This is a genomic window from Streptomyces lydicus (assembly GCF_004125265.1).
Classification (GTDB): domain Bacteria; phylum Actinomycetota; class Actinomycetes; order Streptomycetales; family Streptomycetaceae; genus Streptomyces; species Streptomyces lydicus_C.
The window spans coordinates 4,099,700-4,118,901 of sequence record NZ_RDTE01000003.1 but is presented as its reverse complement, the minus strand read 5'-3'; the positions used below and the strand labels follow the sequence as shown (position 1 = coordinate 4,118,901).

Annotated in this window: 22 protein-coding genes; all 22 read left to right on the top strand. The window is 68.4% G+C overall.

Annotation, left to right across the window (positions count from 1 at the left end):
• Positions 1-56: 56 nt before the first annotated feature.
• The 22 genes from D9V36_RS20385 to D9V36_RS20280 all read left to right on the top strand — a co-directional run bounded on the left by D9V36_RS20385 (position 57) and on the right by D9V36_RS20280 (position 19,173).
• A complete protein-coding gene (locus tag D9V36_RS20385; RefSeq protein ID WP_129295050.1) occupies positions 57-248 on the top strand; it encodes a trehalase-like domain-containing protein in 192 nt (63 codons plus the stop codon).
• Positions 248-616, top strand: coding sequence for a hypothetical protein (locus D9V36_RS20380; RefSeq protein ID WP_129295049.1), 369 nt, complete (start codon positions 248-250; stop codon positions 614-616). The genes D9V36_RS20385 and D9V36_RS20380 overlap by 1 nt, the downstream gene beginning before the upstream one ends.
• 54 nt (positions 617-670) lie before the next feature.
• The gene (locus tag D9V36_RS20375) at positions 671-1,666 is read left to right on the top strand and encodes an ATP-binding protein (RefSeq protein ID WP_129295048.1); all 996 of its coding nucleotides are present in this window, start codon (positions 671-673) and stop codon (positions 1,664-1,666) included.
• The gene (locus tag D9V36_RS20370; RefSeq protein ID WP_129295047.1) at positions 1,663-2,073 is read left to right on the top strand and encodes a roadblock/LC7 domain-containing protein; all 411 of its coding nucleotides are present in this window, start codon (positions 1,663-1,665) and stop codon (positions 2,071-2,073) included. The genes D9V36_RS20375 and D9V36_RS20370 overlap by 4 nt, the downstream gene beginning before the upstream one ends.
• Positions 2,070-2,426 carry a DUF742 domain-containing protein gene (locus D9V36_RS20365; RefSeq protein WP_129295046.1) on the top strand — a complete coding sequence of 119 codons (357 nt, stop codon included), beginning with the start codon at positions 2,070-2,072 and terminating at the stop codon, positions 2,424-2,426. Before D9V36_RS20370 ends, D9V36_RS20365 begins: the two co-directional genes overlap by 4 nt.
• Positions 2,404-3,006: a GTP-binding protein gene (locus D9V36_RS20360; protein WP_129295045.1), complete on the top strand. Its 603-nt coding sequence runs from the start codon at positions 2,404-2,406 to the stop codon at positions 3,004-3,006. Before D9V36_RS20365 ends, D9V36_RS20360 begins: the two co-directional genes overlap by 23 nt.
• Positions 3,003-4,181: a cytochrome P450 gene (locus D9V36_RS20355; RefSeq protein WP_129295044.1), complete on the top strand. Its 1,179-nt coding sequence runs from the start codon at positions 3,003-3,005 to the stop codon at positions 4,179-4,181. The genes D9V36_RS20360 and D9V36_RS20355 overlap by 4 nt, the downstream gene beginning before the upstream one ends.
• A 10-nt stretch (positions 4,182-4,191) precedes the next feature.
• Entirely contained in the window at positions 4,192-5,424 is a 1,233-nt protein-coding gene (locus tag D9V36_RS20350) for a cytochrome P450 family protein (RefSeq protein ID WP_129295043.1), read from the top strand.
• Positions 5,425-5,448: 24 nt separating this feature from the next.
• On the top strand, positions 5,449-5,928 hold the full coding sequence (locus D9V36_RS20345; RefSeq protein WP_129295042.1) for a LuxR C-terminal-related transcriptional regulator: 480 nt from the start codon (positions 5,449-5,451) through the stop codon (positions 5,926-5,928).
• Positions 5,925-6,578 carry a hypothetical protein gene (locus D9V36_RS20340; RefSeq protein ID WP_347239722.1) on the top strand — a complete coding sequence of 218 codons (654 nt, stop codon included), beginning with the start codon at positions 5,925-5,927 and terminating at the stop codon, positions 6,576-6,578. Before D9V36_RS20345 ends, D9V36_RS20340 begins: the two co-directional genes overlap by 4 nt.
• Positions 6,575-7,138 (top strand): DUF6624 domain-containing protein, encoded by a 564-nt coding sequence (locus D9V36_RS20335; protein WP_129295041.1) that lies wholly within the window; start codon positions 6,575-6,577, stop codon positions 7,136-7,138. Before D9V36_RS20340 ends, D9V36_RS20335 begins: the two co-directional genes overlap by 4 nt.
• Positions 7,139-7,293: 155 nt before the next feature.
• Positions 7,294-7,758, top strand: coding sequence for a DUF6082 family protein (locus D9V36_RS20330; RefSeq protein ID WP_129295040.1), 465 nt, complete (start codon positions 7,294-7,296; stop codon positions 7,756-7,758).
• A 178-nt stretch (positions 7,759-7,936) separates the two neighbouring features.
• A complete protein-coding gene (locus D9V36_RS20325; RefSeq protein ID WP_129295039.1) occupies positions 7,937-9,001 on the top strand; it encodes a radical SAM protein in 1,065 nt (354 codons plus the stop codon).
• Complete coding sequence (locus tag D9V36_RS20320; protein ID WP_129295038.1) at positions 9,001-10,179, top strand: enolase C-terminal domain-like protein; 1,179 nt, start codon at positions 9,001-9,003, stop codon at positions 10,177-10,179. Before D9V36_RS20325 ends, D9V36_RS20320 begins: the two co-directional genes overlap by 1 nt.
• Positions 10,176-10,886: an HAD family hydrolase gene (locus tag D9V36_RS20315; protein WP_129295037.1), complete on the top strand. Its 711-nt coding sequence runs from the start codon at positions 10,176-10,178 to the stop codon at positions 10,884-10,886. Before D9V36_RS20320 ends, D9V36_RS20315 begins: the two co-directional genes overlap by 4 nt.
• Positions 10,886-12,049: a YdeI/OmpD-associated family protein gene (locus D9V36_RS20310; protein WP_129295036.1), complete on the top strand. Its 1,164-nt coding sequence runs from the start codon at positions 10,886-10,888 to the stop codon at positions 12,047-12,049. The genes D9V36_RS20315 and D9V36_RS20310 overlap by 1 nt, the downstream gene beginning before the upstream one ends.
• On the top strand, positions 12,046-14,199 hold the full coding sequence (locus D9V36_RS20305) for a phosphoketolase (protein ID WP_129295035.1): 2,154 nt from the start codon (positions 12,046-12,048) through the stop codon (positions 14,197-14,199). The genes D9V36_RS20310 and D9V36_RS20305 overlap by 4 nt, the downstream gene beginning before the upstream one ends.
• On the top strand, positions 14,196-15,044 hold the full coding sequence (locus D9V36_RS20300; RefSeq protein ID WP_129295034.1) for a phytanoyl-CoA dioxygenase family protein: 849 nt from the start codon (positions 14,196-14,198) through the stop codon (positions 15,042-15,044). The genes D9V36_RS20305 and D9V36_RS20300 overlap by 4 nt, the downstream gene beginning before the upstream one ends.
• 44 nt (positions 15,045-15,088) lie before the next feature.
• Positions 15,089-15,901: a class I SAM-dependent methyltransferase gene (locus tag D9V36_RS20295; RefSeq protein WP_129295033.1), complete on the top strand. Its 813-nt coding sequence runs from the start codon at positions 15,089-15,091 to the stop codon at positions 15,899-15,901.
• Between the two features lie 485 nt (positions 15,902-16,386).
• Positions 16,387-16,905: a hypothetical protein gene (locus tag D9V36_RS20290; protein ID WP_129295032.1), complete on the top strand. Its 519-nt coding sequence runs from the start codon at positions 16,387-16,389 to the stop codon at positions 16,903-16,905.
• Positions 16,906-17,055: 150 nt separating this feature from the next.
• Positions 17,056-18,291 carry an MAB_1171c family putative transporter gene (locus D9V36_RS20285; protein ID WP_129295031.1) on the top strand — a complete coding sequence of 412 codons (1,236 nt, stop codon included), beginning with the start codon at positions 17,056-17,058 and terminating at the stop codon, positions 18,289-18,291.
• A 69-nt stretch (positions 18,292-18,360) separates the two neighbouring features.
• Positions 18,361-19,173 (top strand): HAD-IA family hydrolase, encoded by an 813-nt coding sequence (locus D9V36_RS20280; protein ID WP_241720952.1) that lies wholly within the window; start codon positions 18,361-18,363, stop codon positions 19,171-19,173.
• Positions 19,174-19,202 lie beyond the last annotated feature (29 nt).

Genomic DNA, 19,202 nt, shown 5'->3' with positions numbered 1-19,202 from the left:
GTTGCGGCGGCCCTGACGCCACCCCCGGATCCACGGGGCTAACGGAGACCCACACGATGAAGCGCCTTCCGCGTATCGAGCAGTACGGCCTGATCGACGACATACAGACCAGTGCCCCCCTCTGCGACGACGGCTCGATCGACTGGCTGTGCTTGCCCCGCTTCGACTTGCCAGCCCACTTCGCTGCGCTGCTCGACTCGGGGGAGCCGGCAGCCGAGGTCGCCGTGCTCTTGGCGGCGGGTGTCTGATGAACGCGATTGCCATCACCACGATCATCCTGCTCGCCGCTACCGCCGTCCTCGCCGTAGCAGCGGCCTGGGCCGCGCACCGTCGCTGGCAGAAGACGCGGCAACAGGCGCACCTCCTGGCTCGCGAACAACAGGGGACCGAACGTGCCCTGCACAAGCTGGTCCACGAGACGCTGCCCCAGATCCACCAGGCGGGCGGTCGGATTTCCGTGCCAGCAACTGCACCGGAGCTGGCCGGAACCTCGGTCGGTGAGGAGCTGACCGCAGTGACCAAATGCGCCGCCGACGTCGTCCAGGCGGTGGTCCGCGATATCCAGCACGCGGCACACCGAGAGATCGAACAGACGAAGACGATCGGCGCGGAGTAGATCGCGCGTGTACGTGCCACTGCCGTGCGTTCCACAGAGGCCGCGGTGCGCAGCGTGTCTTCGGCGCTCGTGGGCATGGCCGCCAAGACCAGCCGCAAGGTCAGCGAGGGCGTGCGTGAGCACGAGGACGACGCTGCGTTCGAGACGTTGACCGGTATCGACCACACCGTGCAGCAGATGCTGCTGGTCGCTCAGGGTTGGACCATCCTGGCCGGCGGCCGGCTGACCCGGCATTGGCCCACGACGACGCTGACCGATGTGGTGCGGGCGTCGATGGGGTATGTCGAGGACTACCAGCGCGTACAGCCACAGGAATTGACCGTCGCGGTGAAGACGCGCGTGGTCGGGCCAGTGGTGCACACCCTCGCGCTCCTGCTCGACAACGCGCTGCGCTTCTCACCACCGCAGTCCAGGGTGCATGTGTTCTTCGAGCAGGGCCACCACGGGGTCACCGTCTTCGTCGACGACAGCGGCTTGCAGATGACGCCGGAGCAGCTCGACAGCGCCCGGGACGTCCTCACCGGACACCGCACCGACGACATCACGCAACTCGGCGCCCACCCGCAGACCGGATTCAGGGTCGCCGCCGCCCTCGCGCGCACCTACGGATTCCGGGTCGATGTACAGGCACCCAACTCCCTGCTGGGTACCCGGGCGCTCCTCACTCTCCCGCAAGACCTCCTCACCACGGTGCCGCAGGCGTCACCGACGTACACGCAGCCGATGCAAGATGCACCGCAAGCTGGTCTTGCCCCCGTCCCGGACGGTCGGCCCCCCTCGCTCGCCCCGGTTTCGGTGACCCCGCAACCCGCACTGGCTCCTGTCCCTGCTGCGGCCGAGGAGCCCGACCGGACTGTGCGCACGACCGCCAGCGGACTGACGGTGCGCCACCGCCGGGCCGCTGCTTCCGCTCCCGTTCGACGCCCGGCCAACGCCGAGCCGGGCCGGGCGAGCGTCGTCGCCGCCTGGTCCCGCGGCACCCAGCGCGCCCGCTCCGAGCAGAAGGCCACCTTCCCCACTGCCGATACTGACCAAGGACACGACGCATGACCGACAAGAACATCGGCTGGCTCCTCGAAAGCCTGGAGGCTACCGCCGGCGTGGAGTACGCCGTACTGGTCGCCGCGGACGGCATGAGCCCGGCCCACACCGACCGGCTGCCGCGCGAGCGCGCCGAGAAGATCTCGGCCATTGCCTCCACGCTGTGGGGAGCGTCGAGGGCCTACGACCGGGAGACGACCGGTGGGGGCGTCCGCCAGTTCGTCATGGAATCGGTCAACCACATCTCCCTGCTCATCCCGGCCGGAGAGAACACGATGCTCTCCGTGCGCACTGACAGCCCCCATGCCGATATTGGCGTGATCAGCGAGGCCGCACTGCGCCTGGCCGCGAGCGTGGGCGACCAGTTGGGGGTCAGGACGCGCGACATCGGCGACGCGGAAGCACCGTCGGCATGAGCAGGCCGCGGCAGGACCCGGATTTGGTCAGGCCCTACGTCCGCACGGGCGGGCGGACCCGCCCCAGCACGGACGTGCGCCTGGAGAGCGTGGTCTTCGCCGCGACCGGCACCCGCCCCGGACTCAACCCGGACGCACGTCGGCTGCTCGCCCTGTTCGCACCCGCGCAAGGCGGAGGACTGGCCGTTGCCGAAATCGCCTCCGCACTCGCCCTACCGCCCTCGACCACCCGCATTCTCGTTGCCGACCTCATCGAGCACGGGCTGATGACCCTCGCCCAGGGCCAACCCGACGACCGCCTCCCGGCCTCACTCATCGAAAGGGTCCTCAATGGCCTCCGCGCTCACGCCTGACCGGTTTGTCGCGCCGACCGTCACGGCTACCGCGAAGATCGTGGTCGCTGGAGCCTTTGGGGTGGGCAAGACGACCTTCGTCAGCAGCGTCTCCGAGGTCCCTCCCGTGCACATGGAGGAGCCCATCACCCGGGCGAGTGCCCTGGTCGACGACCTGGCACGCACGCCGGCCAAGTCCACCACCACCGTCGGCGTGGACTTTGGACGAACGCACCTCAGCGACGACCTGGTGCTCTACCTCTTCGGCACTCCGGGCCAGATCCGGTTCAGGTTCCTGTGGGAGGAGCTGATCGTCGGCGCCCTCGGAGCCCTGGTTCTCGTCGACCCCCGCGACTTGGACGCCTCCCACGAAATCCTCGGCCTCCTCGAAGAGAACGGCGTTCCGTACGCGGTCGCGGTCAATCAGTTCGACGGCGCGCCCCACCACCCGCTGGGCGAGGTCCACGAGGCCCTCGCCCTGGCGGGACACACGCCGCTGACCGTGTGCGACGCCCGCGAGCGAGCGTCCTGCATGCAGGCCCTGATCCAGCTCACCGAATACCTTGTCCGACTCGCGCACAGTCTGGAGCCCCGACCGTGAGCACCGCGAACCACCGCATCCCCCTGTACGAGCCGGACTTCGCCCAGGACCCTCACACGTCCTACCAGCGCATGCGGCTGCAGTTCGGCTCCCTGGTTCCCGTCCTCCTGGCCCCTGACGTACCTGCGACGTTGGTCGTCGGCTACGAGGCAGCGCGCCGAATTCTTGGCGACCCGCAGCGCTTTCCCGCCGACCCGCGCCGGTGGCAGACGTCCGTCCCCGACACCTGCCCCATCCGTCCCATGATGGAGTGGCGCCCCAATGCCTTGCGCTCGGCCGGCGCCGAGCATGCGCGCTACCGGGCCGCGAACACCGCCGCTCTCGGAGCTGTCGACCAGCACGCGCTGCGCGACCACGTCGAGCGGGTCGCCGAGCAGACCATCAACACCTTCAAGGCCGCCGGCAAGGCGGACCTTCTCTCCCAGTACGCATGGCCCATCGCCTTCCGGACCCTCAGCTACCTGCTCGGCTGCCCAGACGATGTCGGCCACCGGATCGCCGATGGAATGGCGAAGATCTTCGACGGGGTCAACGCCTCCACCGGCAACCGGATCCTCGCCCAGGCTGTCGCCGACCTCGTCGCCCTGCGCCGCCGACGTCCCGGCTCCGACGTGACCAGCAGGCTCCTCGTGCACCTCGCCCGGCTGAATGACACCGAGATGGGCCAGCAGTTGATCACCCTCTACGGGGCCGGTATCGAGCCCCTGACCAACTTGATCGTCAACACCCTCCTGGAAATGCTGACGAATGACGAGTTCTCCGGAGACCTGCACGCGGGCGATGCCTCCGTCCGCGAGGCGCTCGACACGGTCCTCTACCGCGACCCGCCGCTGGCGAACTTCGCGATGACCTACCCGCCTCGGCCGGTCGACATCGGTGGCTACCTGCTCCCGGCTGACCAGCCGGTAGTCATCAGCTACGCAGCCTGCAACAACGACCCCACCGTGGGAGCCCACCGGGCAGTGGGCAATCGCGCCCACCTCGCCTGGGGTGCCGGCCCGCACCGTTGTCCCGCCAGCTCGCACGCCTATCTCGCCGCCGAGGCCGCCATCCTCCACATCCTCGATGTTCTTCCCGAGATGGACCTCGTCGGCCACCGCGACGACCTCGTTTGGCGCCCCGGCCCCTTCCACCGTTCCCTCACCGCCCTGCCTGTCGCCTTCCCCGCGAGCTGAAAGAGGCAATGTGTCCCCACAGCAGATCCTCGTCCTCGACCCCACAGGGGCCGACCCGGACGCCGAGCACCAGGCCCTGCGCGATCGCGGCCCGGCCACGCTGGTAAACCTCCTCGGCGTGCGCGCCTGGAGCGTGTCCGACCCGGACCTCCTCAAGCAGCTCCTGACCAGCAAGGACGTCTCCAAAGACGCCCGCGCTCACTGGCCGGACTTCGCCGAGACCGTGCCCACCTGGCCACTGGCCCTGTGGGTGTCCGTCAGCAACATGTTCACCGCCTACGGCAAGGATCACAGCCGCCTGCGCCGCATGGTCGCCCCCACCCTCTCGGCGCGCCGAACCGCTCCCCTCCAGACCTACATCGAGACCCTCGTCAACGCCATCCTCGACGACCTCGATGCCCTTCCGGCCGACGAGACCGTCGACCTGCGAGAGCACCTGGCCTACCCGCTACCGATCGCGGTCATCGGCCAGCTCATGGGCGTACCTGCCGACCGGCGGCCCGAGTTCCGCACCGCAGTGGACAACGTGTTCGCCACCCACCTCACCGTCAAGGAACAGGTCGCCAACACCGCCACCCTCTACGGCTTGCTGAACACTCTGATCGAGATCAAGCGCACCGAGCCCGGTGAGGACATGACCTCGTCGCTGATCGCCGCCCGCGACGAGGAGGGCGACGGCGCGGCCCTCAGCAACGCCGAACTGCGGGACACACTCCTACTGATGCTCGCGGCCGGATACGAGACCACGGTCAACGTCATCGACTCCGCCGTCACCGCCCTGTGTACCGACCCGCAACAGTTGGCTTACGTCCGCTCCGGCCGTTGCACCTGGCAGGACATCGTCGAGGAGACACTGCGCCACCAGCCCGCCATCAAGCACCTCCCCCTGCGCTACGCCCGCGCCGGCATCGCGCTCCCCGACGGGCAGACCATCCAGGCCGGAGACGCCATCCTCGCCTCCTACGCCGCCGCCAACCGGCACCCCCGCTGGCACAGCCACGCCGATCGCTTCGACGCCACCCGCCCCAGCAAAGAGCACCTCGCCTTCGGCCACGGCGTCCACTTCTGCCTCGGGGCTCCGCTCGCCCGCCTCGAAGTCACCGCCGTCCTCAGACTGCTCTTCGAACGCTTCCCCGACATCCAACTCGCCGCCGCCCCACACGAGCTGAAGCGACTGCCCAGCCTGATCAGCAACGGCCACACCACTCTCCCCGTACGCCTGCGCCCGACGCCGGCCCACTGACCGATACCCACGAGGAATCACGCCATGACCGCGCCCGCCAGGACCACGCCGCTCACTCCGACCGAACGACGCATCGCCCAACATGTGGTGAACGGCCTCCAGACACGCCAGATCGCCAACGTCGAGACGGTGTCGGTCCACACGGTCCGTTCGCACATGATCACCGTACGCAGGAAACTGCACTGCCCCGAACGTTGCTCCCTCGCGGTCGTCGCCCACCGCCTGCTCAGGGTCAGAGAGGTCAGCGTCCCGGCGGCGAAGGCGCCGTCGCCCGACCTGAGCACCGAGCAGATGAGCCTGCTCAGAGCCGTCACCCAGCACAGCAGGCTGCTCGACATCGCACACGCTGCCGACATCGACCCGGGGGACCTGCGCGCGACCCTCGACAAGCTCCTCGCCGACACGGGCGCACCGGACACCACCAGGCTGGTCACCCGGGCCCACGCCTGGAACCTGCTGACCGCGAAGCAGGCCGGCGGGGCGCAGGGCGGGGCGAACTCGTGACAACGTCCCCTACTCCCACGGCGGCCGAGACACCATCGGCACCCCCGCCGCAGCGGCCGACGCCGATGGCGTCCCCGTACGAGATGCGCTCGCTGCGCACGGAAGCCGAACGAGCCGAAGCCGTCGCACTCGTCCAGGACCGGCAGCGCTGGCTCACCCTCCGCAGCCTGCCCGTATCCGCCCGCGCCGACATCCCGGATCTCTTCCGAAATCCGCAGGCAGAGCTGGCCGGACTGTTCGAGGACGGCCTCCTGCTCGCCTGCATGATCTTGCAGCGTGAGCCCAACCTTGTATGGGGCGCGGGGCCCTCCCTATTCCTTGGCCACGTTCACACCCTCCCCGACCGCTCCGATGACACGATCCGGCTCATCACACTCTGGGCGTCTGATTTCGCCGCCCGGCTCGACCTGCCGCTGGTGCGGGCCGAGGCCCTCGCCCGTCGTCCTCTCGACGTCGATCCGATCGCCCGGTTTCTCAAGCGCCTCACCGACATGGGCTGGGACCTGCGCAGCGCGGGGACTGGACAGACCGGCGAGCGGGCCGCCCGACTCGAACTGGCCACGGAACACCGGCCTGGTCTGAGCGCACTCGTCGGTTGCCGAGTTGTCCGGGAGCGGCGGTCCTCGGCGGACGAGCGGAGCATCGCGTGACGACCGCCGAACCGCTCCGGCCGGACCTCGCCCGCGAACTGATCAGACTGGCGGAGCAGTCGGCTGCGCGCCGGGCACGGCGTCTCCGGAACCAACTCGACGCCATCCAGCTCGGACGGGGCCGACATGCCGATCACGCCAGCACCAAGCTGCTGCGCCGCATCCTGGCCGACCACGACGGCTGGCCCGGCCACCGCCTCGTCGGTCCCGACGCTGCTCGCGCCGCCTGGAGTATCGCCCTCCACTCCAACGACGAACCCGACTTCCAGCGGGCAGCCGCCATCCTGCTGCGCCGCTCCGTCCAAGACGACGACGCACCTGTCCGGCATTGGGCGCATCTTCACGACCGCGCCCTGATCAACCACGGGCACGACCAGGAATTCGGTACCCAGTTTCTCCTCGGCGCGAATGGGATTGACCGGTGCCCTGTGCGCGCGCCGACCGCTCTGGACCAGCGCCGGGTTGACGTGGGGCTTCCGCCAGCCGCCGTCGCTTTGGAGAAGGTACGCCACCGATTCGCCTCCATGTATCCGACCGTCGTGCTCGCGGGGGCCGCATGACGGACGACGAAGCGCCGCTCGTGACCGCCGAGGCGTGCAGGGGAAGTCGCGTCTGCAGGGCGCATCCCTGCAGACGCGGGCCTGCCCGCCCTGGCGAGTCGGCGACCCACCCCCATGCACCTCGTGACCAAACTCCGCGAAAGGACCGTTGACCCATGAAGCTCACCACCGCCGTGCTGACAGCCGGCGCTGCCGTCTCCTTCGCCACCGCCGCGGTCGGGGTCTCCCGACTCCGCCAGGCCGCGCGACACCAGGTCGAGAGGAACGAGATCGCCCTTACACGGAATCAGCTCGACTGGCTGACCCAGATCTCCACGAATGCCGACCTCGCGAAGGACTGGGCGCCCGACGACATGAGCGTCGGGGAATACATGCGGCTGATGAAGGCCAACCAGGTCATCTGCATTGTCGGCCTGCGTGACCGTCTGGGCTTCATCCGCGATGGGCAAATGCCCTTCTACGCCTCGGAGATCATGAACAAAGAGGTATGCAGGAGGTACTGGTCCCATTTCGGAGACCTCCGAGTCCGGGAGGCCGAGGGCGACGGGTGTGCCGAGGAGTTCACGGAGGCCCTGCGCCAGGCCGCGCGTGCCTACCCGCAGGTAAAGCCCGCCGCCTGAGAGCGGCCGCGATCTCACTGCCTTCCAGGCGTCCTGACCGAGGCGAGGCCGCCGCCTCGGTCAGGACGGCCTCTAAGCGGACCTTGTCATTTCCGGCGAGACCGACCTGCTTGACCTTCGTCGGCATCTCGCTGCCGGGACGGCAGCCCCAGAGCAAACCGAGTGAGAGGGAAGACGAATGCTCAATTCCGTCAGCCACCTGGAAGTGGTGGCACGCGAATGGAAGATCAACCCCGAGGACGTACTGCTGGTCGCCCTGAACAGCTGCGGTGCGCGGTCGACACTGGACAAGCCACGAATGCGATTCCAGCTGGAGCTGGACTCGCGGCCGACGGATCCGTCGTACCTGATCCTCTCGCTGGGGCGTGTCGACTCGCCGTTCGAGATTGACGAACGTGAGCTGCGGCTGCACGGCGAGCGGGTCGGTACGGTCGCCGGCATCGAGGACGACGACGCCGTGCTGGGCTACTGGCGCAACGGCACCAAGATGCTCACCCTGAACTCCAATCAGCGAAGCCAGTGCGTCGGGTGCACTTTCTGTCCGAACACCCTGGAAGGCGCCTCGGACCCGGCGATCCGCGAACTCGACCTGCCCGGATACTTTGCCACCCTCGCGGCGAACTCCGGCATGGCGGACCTGTCCGCAGTGGAGACCGTCACGGTGTGCACCGGCTGCTTCCTCTACGAGCACCTGGCCCTGGAGCACCTGGAGGGCGTGCGCGCCGCGATGCGCAGCACCGGCTGCGAGGGAACCCTGCACTTCCTGTCGTCGGTGCTCACCAGCGCCGAGGGCCTGGACCGGGCCGCGGAAATCGGTCCGTTCCACCTGACGCTGACAGTGGAGTGCTTTACCAACCGGGCGGACATCCTCAAACAGTCCAAGGCCGCGCTGACGGTGGACCAGATGGTTGCCACGCTCGGGGCAGCAAAGGAGCGGGGCATCACCACGGATTTCACCTACATCGTGGGCCTGGACCCCATCGAGGATGCGGTCGAGAACCTGAAGCGACTGGTACCAGTGACTACCGCTTTCCCACGGTTCCAGACCTACCAGGCGCACAACCCGTACATGGACGTCTACCGGACTCCGGGGTCGGACACGATCGAGTGGAACCTGGAAATGCGCCGCGCGGTCGAAGAGCTGTTCGCGGAGACGGGACTGCGGCCGCAGTGGTGGCAGAACTACCGCTCGCCATGGGCGTACACCTTTGCCGGCGTGCAGTTGACCGGGGCGCGGATCTGATGGCCGGGCAGGACAGCGACGCCGTGACGGTGGTGCGGGCGGTGCGGGTATGGCCGGTGGCCGGCCAGCCAGCGGGTCTGCCGGAGGACTTACCGGATGCGGTTGCCGCAGTGGCGGTGGCTCCTGCGGGGCCCTCGTGGCCCGAGCACCGGACTCGTTACGCGGTCCAGGTGGTCGGCGACGGGGAAGGCGACGACGGGATCGCGGGCTGGCACGCGCCCGTGGGGGAGAGCGTGGCGCGGCTCGTCGTTGACACCCTTGCCGACGGGCTGGTCGGGCACGATGCGGCGGCGCCGCGCAAGCTCGCCTACCGGCTGCGGGCGGGCCGGCACCTGCATGGGGCGCACGCCCGGCAAGCCGTCTCGGCGGTCGAGCTGGCGTGCTGGGATCTGGCGTCGCGGGCCTCGGGCCGGTCGGTGCCTGAGCTGTTGGGCGGCACGGTGCGGGCACGGGTGCCGGTGTACGCATCCGCGCTCGGCCTGGACCCGGCTCACCCGGAGGCGGTGAAGGCGGCGGCGTGGATCGCCGAGCAGGAATTCTGGGGACAGAAATGGCCCCTCACCAAGGAACTACTGCGCCAGGGCCCGAGGGTCGTCGGCCGGGTGCTGGGGGCGCTGCGCGCGGCGGCGGGCGACGGCCCGTTCATGATTGACGGTCTGCGCCGATGCCGTCTGGACGAGGCCCTCGCCCTACTGCCCGTACTGGCCGATGCCCAGGTCGCGTTTGCCGAGGAGCTGCTGGAGCCGGGCGGCTTCGCCTGGAGCCGTGTGCGGGCGGCCGGTGCCGGGGTGCCGATGGCGGCCGGTGAGCACGCGGTCGACGAGCACGAGCAGATGCGACTGCTGGCCGGCGGGACGGTGGACGTGTGGCAGACCGACCCGGGATGGTCGGGCGGACTGGCTCGTTCCCTGCACCTCACCGAGGTCGCCGCCGATCTGGGGATGGCGACCTTCCCGCACGGCGACCGGCTGTGGGCCGCGCTCGCGCTGGCCGGGGTGTGCTGCCGGGACAAGATTCCGGCGGTGGAGTGGCACCTGACGCTGGAGCCGCTGCGGCAGCAGGTGTTCACCGAGCCGGCCATCGTCGAGGCGGGGACGCTGCCTTCCGACCCCGGGGTGGGGCTCGCCCCGCTGCCGGTGACATCCTCGCCGCTCCCGGCGTGGGAGATCGGGTCGTGAGCGGCCGGGCGATGTGGTCCGGGGTGCGGGCGGTCTGCTTCGACATGGGCGGCACGCTGGTGCGCCCGGAAGTGGTGGCGACGACCGGCCAGGTCGCCGAGGTCCTGGGCATCTCCTTGGAGGAGGCCCGCGCCCTGATGGGCAAGGGCGCCAAGAGATGTCTGGTCACCCCTCAGGGCTTGGCTCACGATCTCGCGGCCAGCTTCAGCCGACCCGAGCTGGCCGCCCCGCTTACCGAGGTGTTGGAGCGGGCTCGGAGACGGGCCGAGCACCCGCAGTTGTACCCGGACGTGCCAGACATGCTGGCCACCCTGCGGGTGCGAGGCTTCGCCCTGTACGCCATGACCAACGCGCTTGGCTCCTCGGTGCCCGATCAGGAACCCGCCGTCTTCCGCGAGCTGCTGGATGGCGTCTTCTACTCGGCCCGCACCGGAGCGATCAAGCCGGAGCCGGAGGCGTTCGCCGCTGTCGAGCAGGCCAGCGGGATGCGGCCCGAGGAACTGCTGCATGTCGGCGACTCGGTTGGCGCGGACGTGCGCGGGGCCGCAGCGGCTGGCTGGCACACGGCCTGGGTGGACCGGCACCACACGACAGCGCCGCTGATGGCGGCCACGACCACGCTGCGCTTGCACTCCCTCAACACCTTCCCACTGCTGCTGCCCACCCGGGCGGCGGCGAGGACGATCACATCGGAGGTGGCCGGCTGATGGAGCCGTCCCGTACATCTCGCCCGGCAACATCCCCCGCCCGCGCCCAGCTCACGTCGTCGGTACCGCTGTTCGACCCCAGCCAGATGCCGCTGCGTACCTGGTGTGAGGGCAGCCGCGAGGACGCGGTCACCGGGTTAGTGGCCTTCCCCGACTTCCACAGCCACATCCCGCGCTGTCTGGTCACCGCGCTTTCCGAGGGGAGGCTGGTGGCGCTGTCCATTGGTGACGTGGACGGGCTGAAGAACCACGTGGAGCGGACGAACTCCACCAACCCGGCCTCCTACGGGCACCTGGCGGGCAACGAGGTCATGGCGACCGTGGGGGCCACGACCCGCGCGTGGTTCCGCGAGCAGCCCTTCGACTCCGGCTGCGCGGCGACCTTCGGTGGCGACGAGGTGATCATCGCTGCAGTCGTGGACGACGTTGGTCGTTTCCACCGAGCCCTCGGGGGCCTGCGTGACCGGCTCGGCTCCGCCCTGCCAGTGACGGTCTCCTTCGCCCTGATGTTCGTCACCGCCGACGACCTGCCCGCCGAGCGGGAGCGGGGCTGGAGGCACGCCTTCACCGATACCTTGCTTGCGACCGTCGACCGCGCCCTGTTCATGCACAAGGCAGCGAGGCGCGCCGGCGGCGGCGAGGGCGGCATCATTGCCGTTACCAGACCCCTCCAGCCAACCGCCTCCGACCCGGCGGGGCCGGAACCGCTTGTCCTGCTCCCACTGCCCACCGCCTCCGACATCGTGCACGTGGTGGCTCGACCGGAGCGGATCGGCGGCCGGGACTTCTTGCTGCTGCCCTGCCGCGGACCGGTCGGCCAACGAGGCACCCGGCTTCGCATCGGCTTCCCCACAGGCAGCGCCAAGACCGTCGTTGCCTACGCGCTGCGTCGTCAGGCCGCGGTGCCGTACGTGGCGGTCGCCGACGGAGTGACCGGCGTGCCGCTGACTGTCCAGGGCGTGAGGGATCGAACCCCTCGCAGTGTGCCCGAGGACCTGGCCGCCGCCCTGGAGCGGGCCGGACTGGACTGGACGGCGCTACCAGCCCACGAGCAGGCGCAGATCCTCCACCTGGTCACAGAGGCTGGCACCCCGGAGATCCGGACTGGGCGGATCACCGCCGCCGTGGACGCGGTCGCCGCACAGAAGGGGACGGCGAGATGACGGACACCGCCCTGCTCCCCGGGCTGGCTGCCACGGGCACGGAGGATTTCCCCGACTGGGGCCAGGCACTTGAACATGCCGTGGCCCGGGTACCGGAGGCGGCTGTCTCGGCCGCGTGGCGGGCTTTGAACTACCTGTGTACAGCGGAGCTGTACCTGAACGACAATGTGCTGCCCGTCCGGCCGTTGCGGACGGAGGACGTGAAGGAGGCGCCGAGCGGCCACTGGGGGGTCTGCCCCCCAGTGAACTGGATGCTCGCGCACCTCGGGCCGCTTACCGCGTGGCGGCCCCCGGGCAGTGAGGTCCTGGTTGTCCACGGCGCGGGGCACGCCGGGCCCTCCGCGCTCGCCCACGCTTACCTGACCAAGAACCTCACCCTGACCGGAAACGGCCCCGGATGGTCCGCCGCCGACATACACGCGCTCGCCGCGGGCTTCCCCCACACTCGAGCCTACGGCGGCGAGATCACGCCGCTCATCCCCGGCGTGCGATACACCGGCGGCCAGCTCGGGCCGGCGCTCGCCGTCGCCCAGGGCATGGTCCTGGACGCCCCGCGCCGTTTGGCGGTCACGTTGCTCGGCGACGGGGAGCTGGAAACCGGCGCCGCCTCGGCCGCGTGGACGGCCCGGCGCGCACTGTTCGGGTCCGGACTGCACGGCGCGGTGCTACCCGTTGTGCTGGCCAACGGCCTGCGGATGGGCGGCCCCTCGCTGCTGGCCGGACTCGACGAGGACGAGCTGCGCGCGTACTTCACCGGCCTGGGATACGAGCCGTTCCTCCACGACGGCTCCGACGCGGCCGACTTCCGGCAGGTCCTGAGCGAGGTATTCGCGCGGTTGCGGCCACTCGGGGACCTCCGCCCGCAACCGGTACTCGTCCTGACCATGCCCAAGGGCGCGACCGGCCCCGAGCAGGTCGCCGGCCGCCGGATCGCCGGGACCCCGGCCGTCCACAAGACCCCGTTGGCCGACCCGCGCCGCACTCCGGAGGAGTTCGACGCCCTGGTCGCGTGGCTGGCCTCGTACGAGCCGGTCGAGCTGTTCACCGAGCATGGGCAGCCTTGTGAACTCGTGCGGCAGGCTCTACCGCACCCGGCACCCCGTCCCAGCCCGGCGCCGCCGGTGGCGCCGCTCGCAGTTCGGGGAGCCGAGGCGTGGCCGCTGGTCAGCGCCGTGATCCGCGAGCGCGCCGCCGGCGGCGCCTTCAGGTTGTTCAGCCCGGACGAGGCCGCCTCCAACCGGCTAAGCCTGGCCGAAGGCGGCGGGATGCCACCGTGGGCGAGCGAGATCCTCAACGAAGAGATCTGCCACGCCTGGCTGCAGGGCTACACCGAGACCGGCCGGGACGCGCTGCTTTGCACCTACGAGGCGTTCGCTGCGGTCAACACCAGCCTGCTCGTCCAGCACCTCAAGCACCGCAGCGCGCGTACCGCGACCGGGGTCGGCGGGATGCCGAACATCAACTACTTGATCACCTCGCTGGGATGGCGCAACACCTACACCCATCAGAACCCCGGACTCGTCTCCGCGATGCTGGAGACGCAGAACCCCACCGTGCATATCTACACCCCGGCGGACGCCACCCGCGCGGCCACCGTCCTCGTGGTCATGCTCGCAGGCCGAGGCCAGGCGAACTTCCTGATCGCCGACAAGCACCACACGCTCACGTTCCCGCCGGACACCCTCCGCGAGGAGCTGACCAACGGCGCCGCGATCTGGCCCCACCTGAGCACTGCCGGATCCGATAACCCGGAGATCGTCCTCGCCTCTGCCGGGGACGTCGCGGCCCGAGAGCTGTCCGCCGCCGCTAGCCAACTCGCGGACGTCCATCCGGGCGCGCGCATCCGCTACGTGCACGTCAACGACCTAACCGCCCTCGGTGCTCCGGGTATCTGGCCCGCCGCGCTGCCCGATGGCGCCTTCGACCGCATGTTCCCGAATGGCGTTCCCGTGCTGCTGGCCACCGTCACGCAAGCCCCGGCCGTACGGGCCTTGCTCGCAGCCCGGGGCGAAGCTGCCCGCTTCTTCCACGTAGTCGGCTACCGCGATCCCGGGCGCCCGCTGCCGTCTGCCGACCTGCTGGAGCACTGCGGCATGTCCGCCGCCGCGCTGACAGACCAGGCGCTGTCAATGCTCAAGGAGTCGCGATGACCATCCCGTCCGCACCCGACCCGGAGCAGTTGGCCGCCTTCGACCGCGACGGCCTGCTCATCCTGCGCGATGCCCTTGCCCCTGAAGTCCGCGACCGCGCGGCCGAGGCCGCCGTACGGCTCCTGGCCACCGACCGGACCGCGGGCCGGGACCGCTCGGTCGACGGCAAGGATGGCTTCCGTGGCGCCGTTGCCCTCGACGACGCCTTCCTGCCGCTCCTCGCCAACCCGGCCGTGCTGCCCACGCTCGTCGGCCTGCTCAGCCCCAACCTCTACCTGCTGTCGAGCAACCTGATTGCCATGCCGTCGCTCCCCGACGAGGAGCGCACCATCCGCGTCCCGGCCAGGCATGGCTGGCACCGCGACATGTCCTCCACTGCGGCCGACCTCGGCATTGAGCAGACGCCTCGTCTGGCGATCAAGGTGGCGTACGTCCTCACCGACCCGGGCCCGGACGCCGGGCTCACCATGTTCGTGCCCGGCAGCCACACTCGCACCGGCCTCGTCACCGTCCCCCAGGGAGACATCGACCCGCCCGGCGCGATCACCCCGGACATTGGCCCCCACGACGTGGTCCTCTTCGAGAACCGCACCTGGCACGCCGGCGGCCTCAACCGCTCCGGCCGCACCCGGCTGGCCGTGATGATGCAGTACGGCTTCCGGTGGCTCAACGCGGTCGACGACCCCGCCCCTGGCCTTCTCGACAGGCCGGGCCTTGATCACGTTGAACGGCAGCTCCTCGGCGCCCGTGACCGCCACCCCGATGGCTCCGTCGCCCGCGAAGGCTCTGGTGCCCGCCCCCTGACCGCCTGGTGGGAGCACCTGAATGCCGCCTCCGCTCGTTGACCGACCACCTGCCCCCTGACCACACCCCGCGAAAGACTGGTCCGATGACCTCCTCCAACCCCTCGTACACGCCCGAAGAGCTGTTCGCGTCCACCGCGCCGTACTACGCGCGCTTCCGGCCCCGTTACGCGCCGGAGTTCTACACCCTGCTTGCCGACCGCTTCAGCCTGGACGGCACCCAGCGTGTCCTCGACCTCGGCGCCGGCCCCGGCATCATCGCCCTCGACCTCGCCCCACTTGTCGGCGAGGTCATCGCCGTCGACCCCGAGAAGGGCATGCTCGAAGAAGGCCGACGCCTGGCCGCCGAGCACAACATCACCAACATCGACTGGCACGAGGGCGACTCCACCAACCTCCCAGCCATGGACGTCGGGCCCGTGCTGCTCACCGTCATGGGCGCGGCGTACCACTGGATGGACCGCGACCGGGTAGCTCAGCACCTCGACCAGCTCATCAAGCCGGGCGGAGCAATCGTCCTCGCCTCCGGCGGCGCCCCCGGCGACCTCGACCCCGCCCCCTGGCGGCAGGTCGTCGACCTGGTCCGCACCCGCTACCTCGGCCCCGAGCGCCGCGCCGGCTCTGGCACCTATTCCCACCCCAAGGATCGCCACCAGGACGTCCTCGCCCGCTCCCCGTTCTCCCAGGTCGACACCGCGCGCTGGGACCACACCTTGACCCGCACCGTGGACGACGTCATCGGCTGGACCTTCAGCCTCTCCTACTCCAGCCCGGCCCAGCTCGGTGGGAAGAAGAACGCCTTCGAGCAGGACCTGCGCGCAGCATTGCTCGCCTTCGCCCCGTCCGGACAGTTCGACGAGGTGATCCGCACGGAGGCCATCATCGCCGCCCGGCCGTGAGGGGTGCCTGCTGCCTCGGCGAGTGGGACTCCGGCCGAAACCCAGTTCGTTCGGGTTCGGACAGCGCTCCGGATCACAGATAGCGCGCTCGGGTGCGGGGACTGAACAACGAAGGTGGGGTCCGTTAAGGCCCTCTCCCTTCCGCGCCTCTGTAGGCTCCCCGCCCCGCAGCAACCGAAATGGACCTGACAAGACAGGTGCCCCGACCTCAGGGGCATTCGAAGATCAATTAAGTCCGTCGCGCAATTTCGATCTTGGCATCCAATTGTGGTCGAGCACACTTGGGTGAACTTCGCTACATGACCCTCCCATGTGGATCATGATTTCCTCCTTGTAGGGTGGCTAACCGCCGTGTACCTCTAGTGCAAGCTCCTGGCTACCAGCGCCTCGCGTACGAGTATCGGGACGGAGCTGGCGGCGAACCTCAGTGGAAATTCTAGGGAGCGACTATGCGTTGGCGTCGAGACCCTTCACGGCGCGCCTTCGTGAAGGAATGCGAGAAACTACTCGTCGGCCTCCCTATCCCCGCCCCTTTTAGCGTCGAGGCTCTGGTGCGGAATATGGAAGAGGTGTTGGGGCGCCAGATTCGGCTAGTTCCGCTGGATGACCACGACGGAGGGCTGGGCACTGCTTGCGGTCTTCGGGTCAAAGCACCGGAGTTCACGATCATTCTCTATCGGCGCCGTTCAAGTCGAAATCAAACCGAGCACATCATTCTCCATGAGCTTGCGCACGAATGGCTGGATCACGGGACCTCCTTGACGGCTGCTGAGATCGAGCGGTACGTCCCTGAACGGATTCGCCAGGAAGTCCTTCGACGTTTCCCGTCGACTCTGGTCCAAGGTCGCGTCGATTTTGACAGCCCCGAGGAAAAGCAAGCCGAGCTTTCGGCCTCGCTGATAAAGCGATTGGCGCGCCGTCAGTCGATCACAGGAGATGACATGGTGAGCCTCCTGGAGAATTCGCTTGCCCACCCAGTTGCTCCACCGCGGCGTCGGATCTAGCCGCGAGCACTTGACGAGCGCCTAGGTTACATTTCCATCCTTTCGGCTTCCGTCGTGCCGCATGGCCCGCTTACTGGCAATCAAGTCTGCACTCAACCGATCTTGCGGTTCGGCGAAATGTGCAGCCCGAATGGACACCCACTGGTTCCCGTGTTCGATTACTTTCAATACCTCACTGCAGCAGTGATGACCATTATCGCCATCTGGCGATTCCCTGCAGTTCGGTACGGTGACTCTCATCGTAGGGCGCTCTGGGGCGGCTATGCGGGATTCGCCGTAGCCCTGTGTCTCTACACGCCGGCGGCGATGGATGCCCTAGATCGCATTCCCGTGGTGGACCTGAGCGCCCTACTCAGGCACTTTGCCAGTACCGCAGCGATCATGGCAGCTCTGACGTACGTGGCCACCAGCTACGGGAAGAGCACGGAGGTAGTCGTACCCCGGCACGTCGCGGTCTCCCGCTGGATTGCCCGTGCATCGTATAAGGCAGGGGCGATAGGCGTCACTCTCCTCACGGTCCTATTCTTCACCGTGGTGGACCGCAGAACCCCAAGCGAAAATTTTCTCATCGATCACGCTGGAGAATGGGGAGTCGCGGTCTACATGACCGTCTTCTACTTCTTCCCGCTTGTCACAACCGCAGTTTGCGGCTACCAGTGGACGAGGGCAGGGCGGCAGGCCGAGAGCACGAGCATGCGCGTCGGTCTGGGTTTGATGGGGATTTCGATGTGGATGGGGCTGGCCCATACAGTGGCCCGTATTGCCATCCTCTGGGTTGCGGTGGCCTTCCCTCTGAGACTCTCCACAGTTCAGTTCCTTGTGGATGTCACACAGATATGGATGGACCTGCTCTTCCTGTTCGTTGCCGTAGGGGCGAGCATTCCCACCACCCGCGCGGCAGTGGCTCGGTGGAAGTCATGGCGAACTCTCTACAGGACTTATCCACTCTGGTTTGACCTCGTGGAGGCTTTTCCCGGGACGAGCCTGTACCCAGCCGGACGGCGCATCGCGGAACTCATGCACATACGCGTCCCCATCGACGTCCGCCTGGACCGATGGACTCAGGATATTGCCGATGCTTGCGAGAAGCTGCGCCATTACGCTCCACGAAACCTGATGTTCGCCGCAGAAGACGCTACCGCCTCACACTCCGACCCTGAGCCGGCCGCAGAGGCGTATTGGATTAAGGCGGCACTCCAAGCCGCTGACGCCGCACCATTCCATCCGCAGGCCGCCGCCCCCCTGAGGGGCAAGCCGTTTGTTGACACCGACAGTGAAGCGGCGTGGCTAGCACGAGTCAGCACGGCTTACTCGACCATCACCGCGGAGCAGGCGAAGGGACTTCTCCTGCACTCCGCACGAGTGGAATCTGAATTGGATCAGTAGCTTGCAGTAAGCCGCTTGCCTGGAGCGCGGTACCAACCGAAATATTGATCTTGAGTGATGGAATTTCGGGTGAGATTCGGCACCATCGGCGGCACGAACCGGACTGGTACCGTGGGGCTGGCGGACGTATTGCCTTTGCTCCGCCCCGCAAATGATAAGTGGATCCTGGCTTTGTCGTCGCCGTATGCAGCCGGGTTCGTGACGCTGTCCGGTCTGGATGGACGTCCGAAATCTCAGCAATGGAGTTCCCGCATGTCCAATCGCCGCACCGGCCTCATCCTCGATTTCGGAGGCGTGCTCACCACCCCGCTGCTGCCTGCAGTGCTCGCCTTCGAGCAGCGCGAGGGACTTCCGCAGGGTGCTTGCCTCACGGCCCTGTACAAGGACGACGCCGGCGTCCGGATCACCAGCGACCTTGAGCGCGGAGCGGTCTCTCAGACGGAGTGGAACGAGTTCGCCGGCAAGATGTTGGGCGTGTCACCCGACAACCTCATGGGCCGCATTTTCGGTGACCTTCGTCCTGAGCCGCTGCTGATCGACGCCGCCGCTGCGGCGCGCCGAGCCGGTATCAAGGTGGGCATTCTGTCAAACTCCGTGGGGCTCGCCCCGTGGGACCTGTACCAGGGGTACGAGCTTGAGAAGCTGTACGACGTCGTGGTGATCTCCGAGCAGCACCTCATGCGCAAGCCTGACCCGAACCTTTTCGAGATCACGCTCAAGCTCATGGACCTGCCGGCAGAGGAGTGCATCTTTGTCGACGACACCGAAGCGTACGTGCAGGCAGCAGAGCAGCTCGGCCTCGCTGGGGTGCACAACCAGGACCCCAAGCAGACGGTAACCACCCTCTCCGAGCTGCTCGGCGTGGACCTCACCGCGTCTTAGCCCGGCGTCCCGTGCGCAGTGGTCCAACC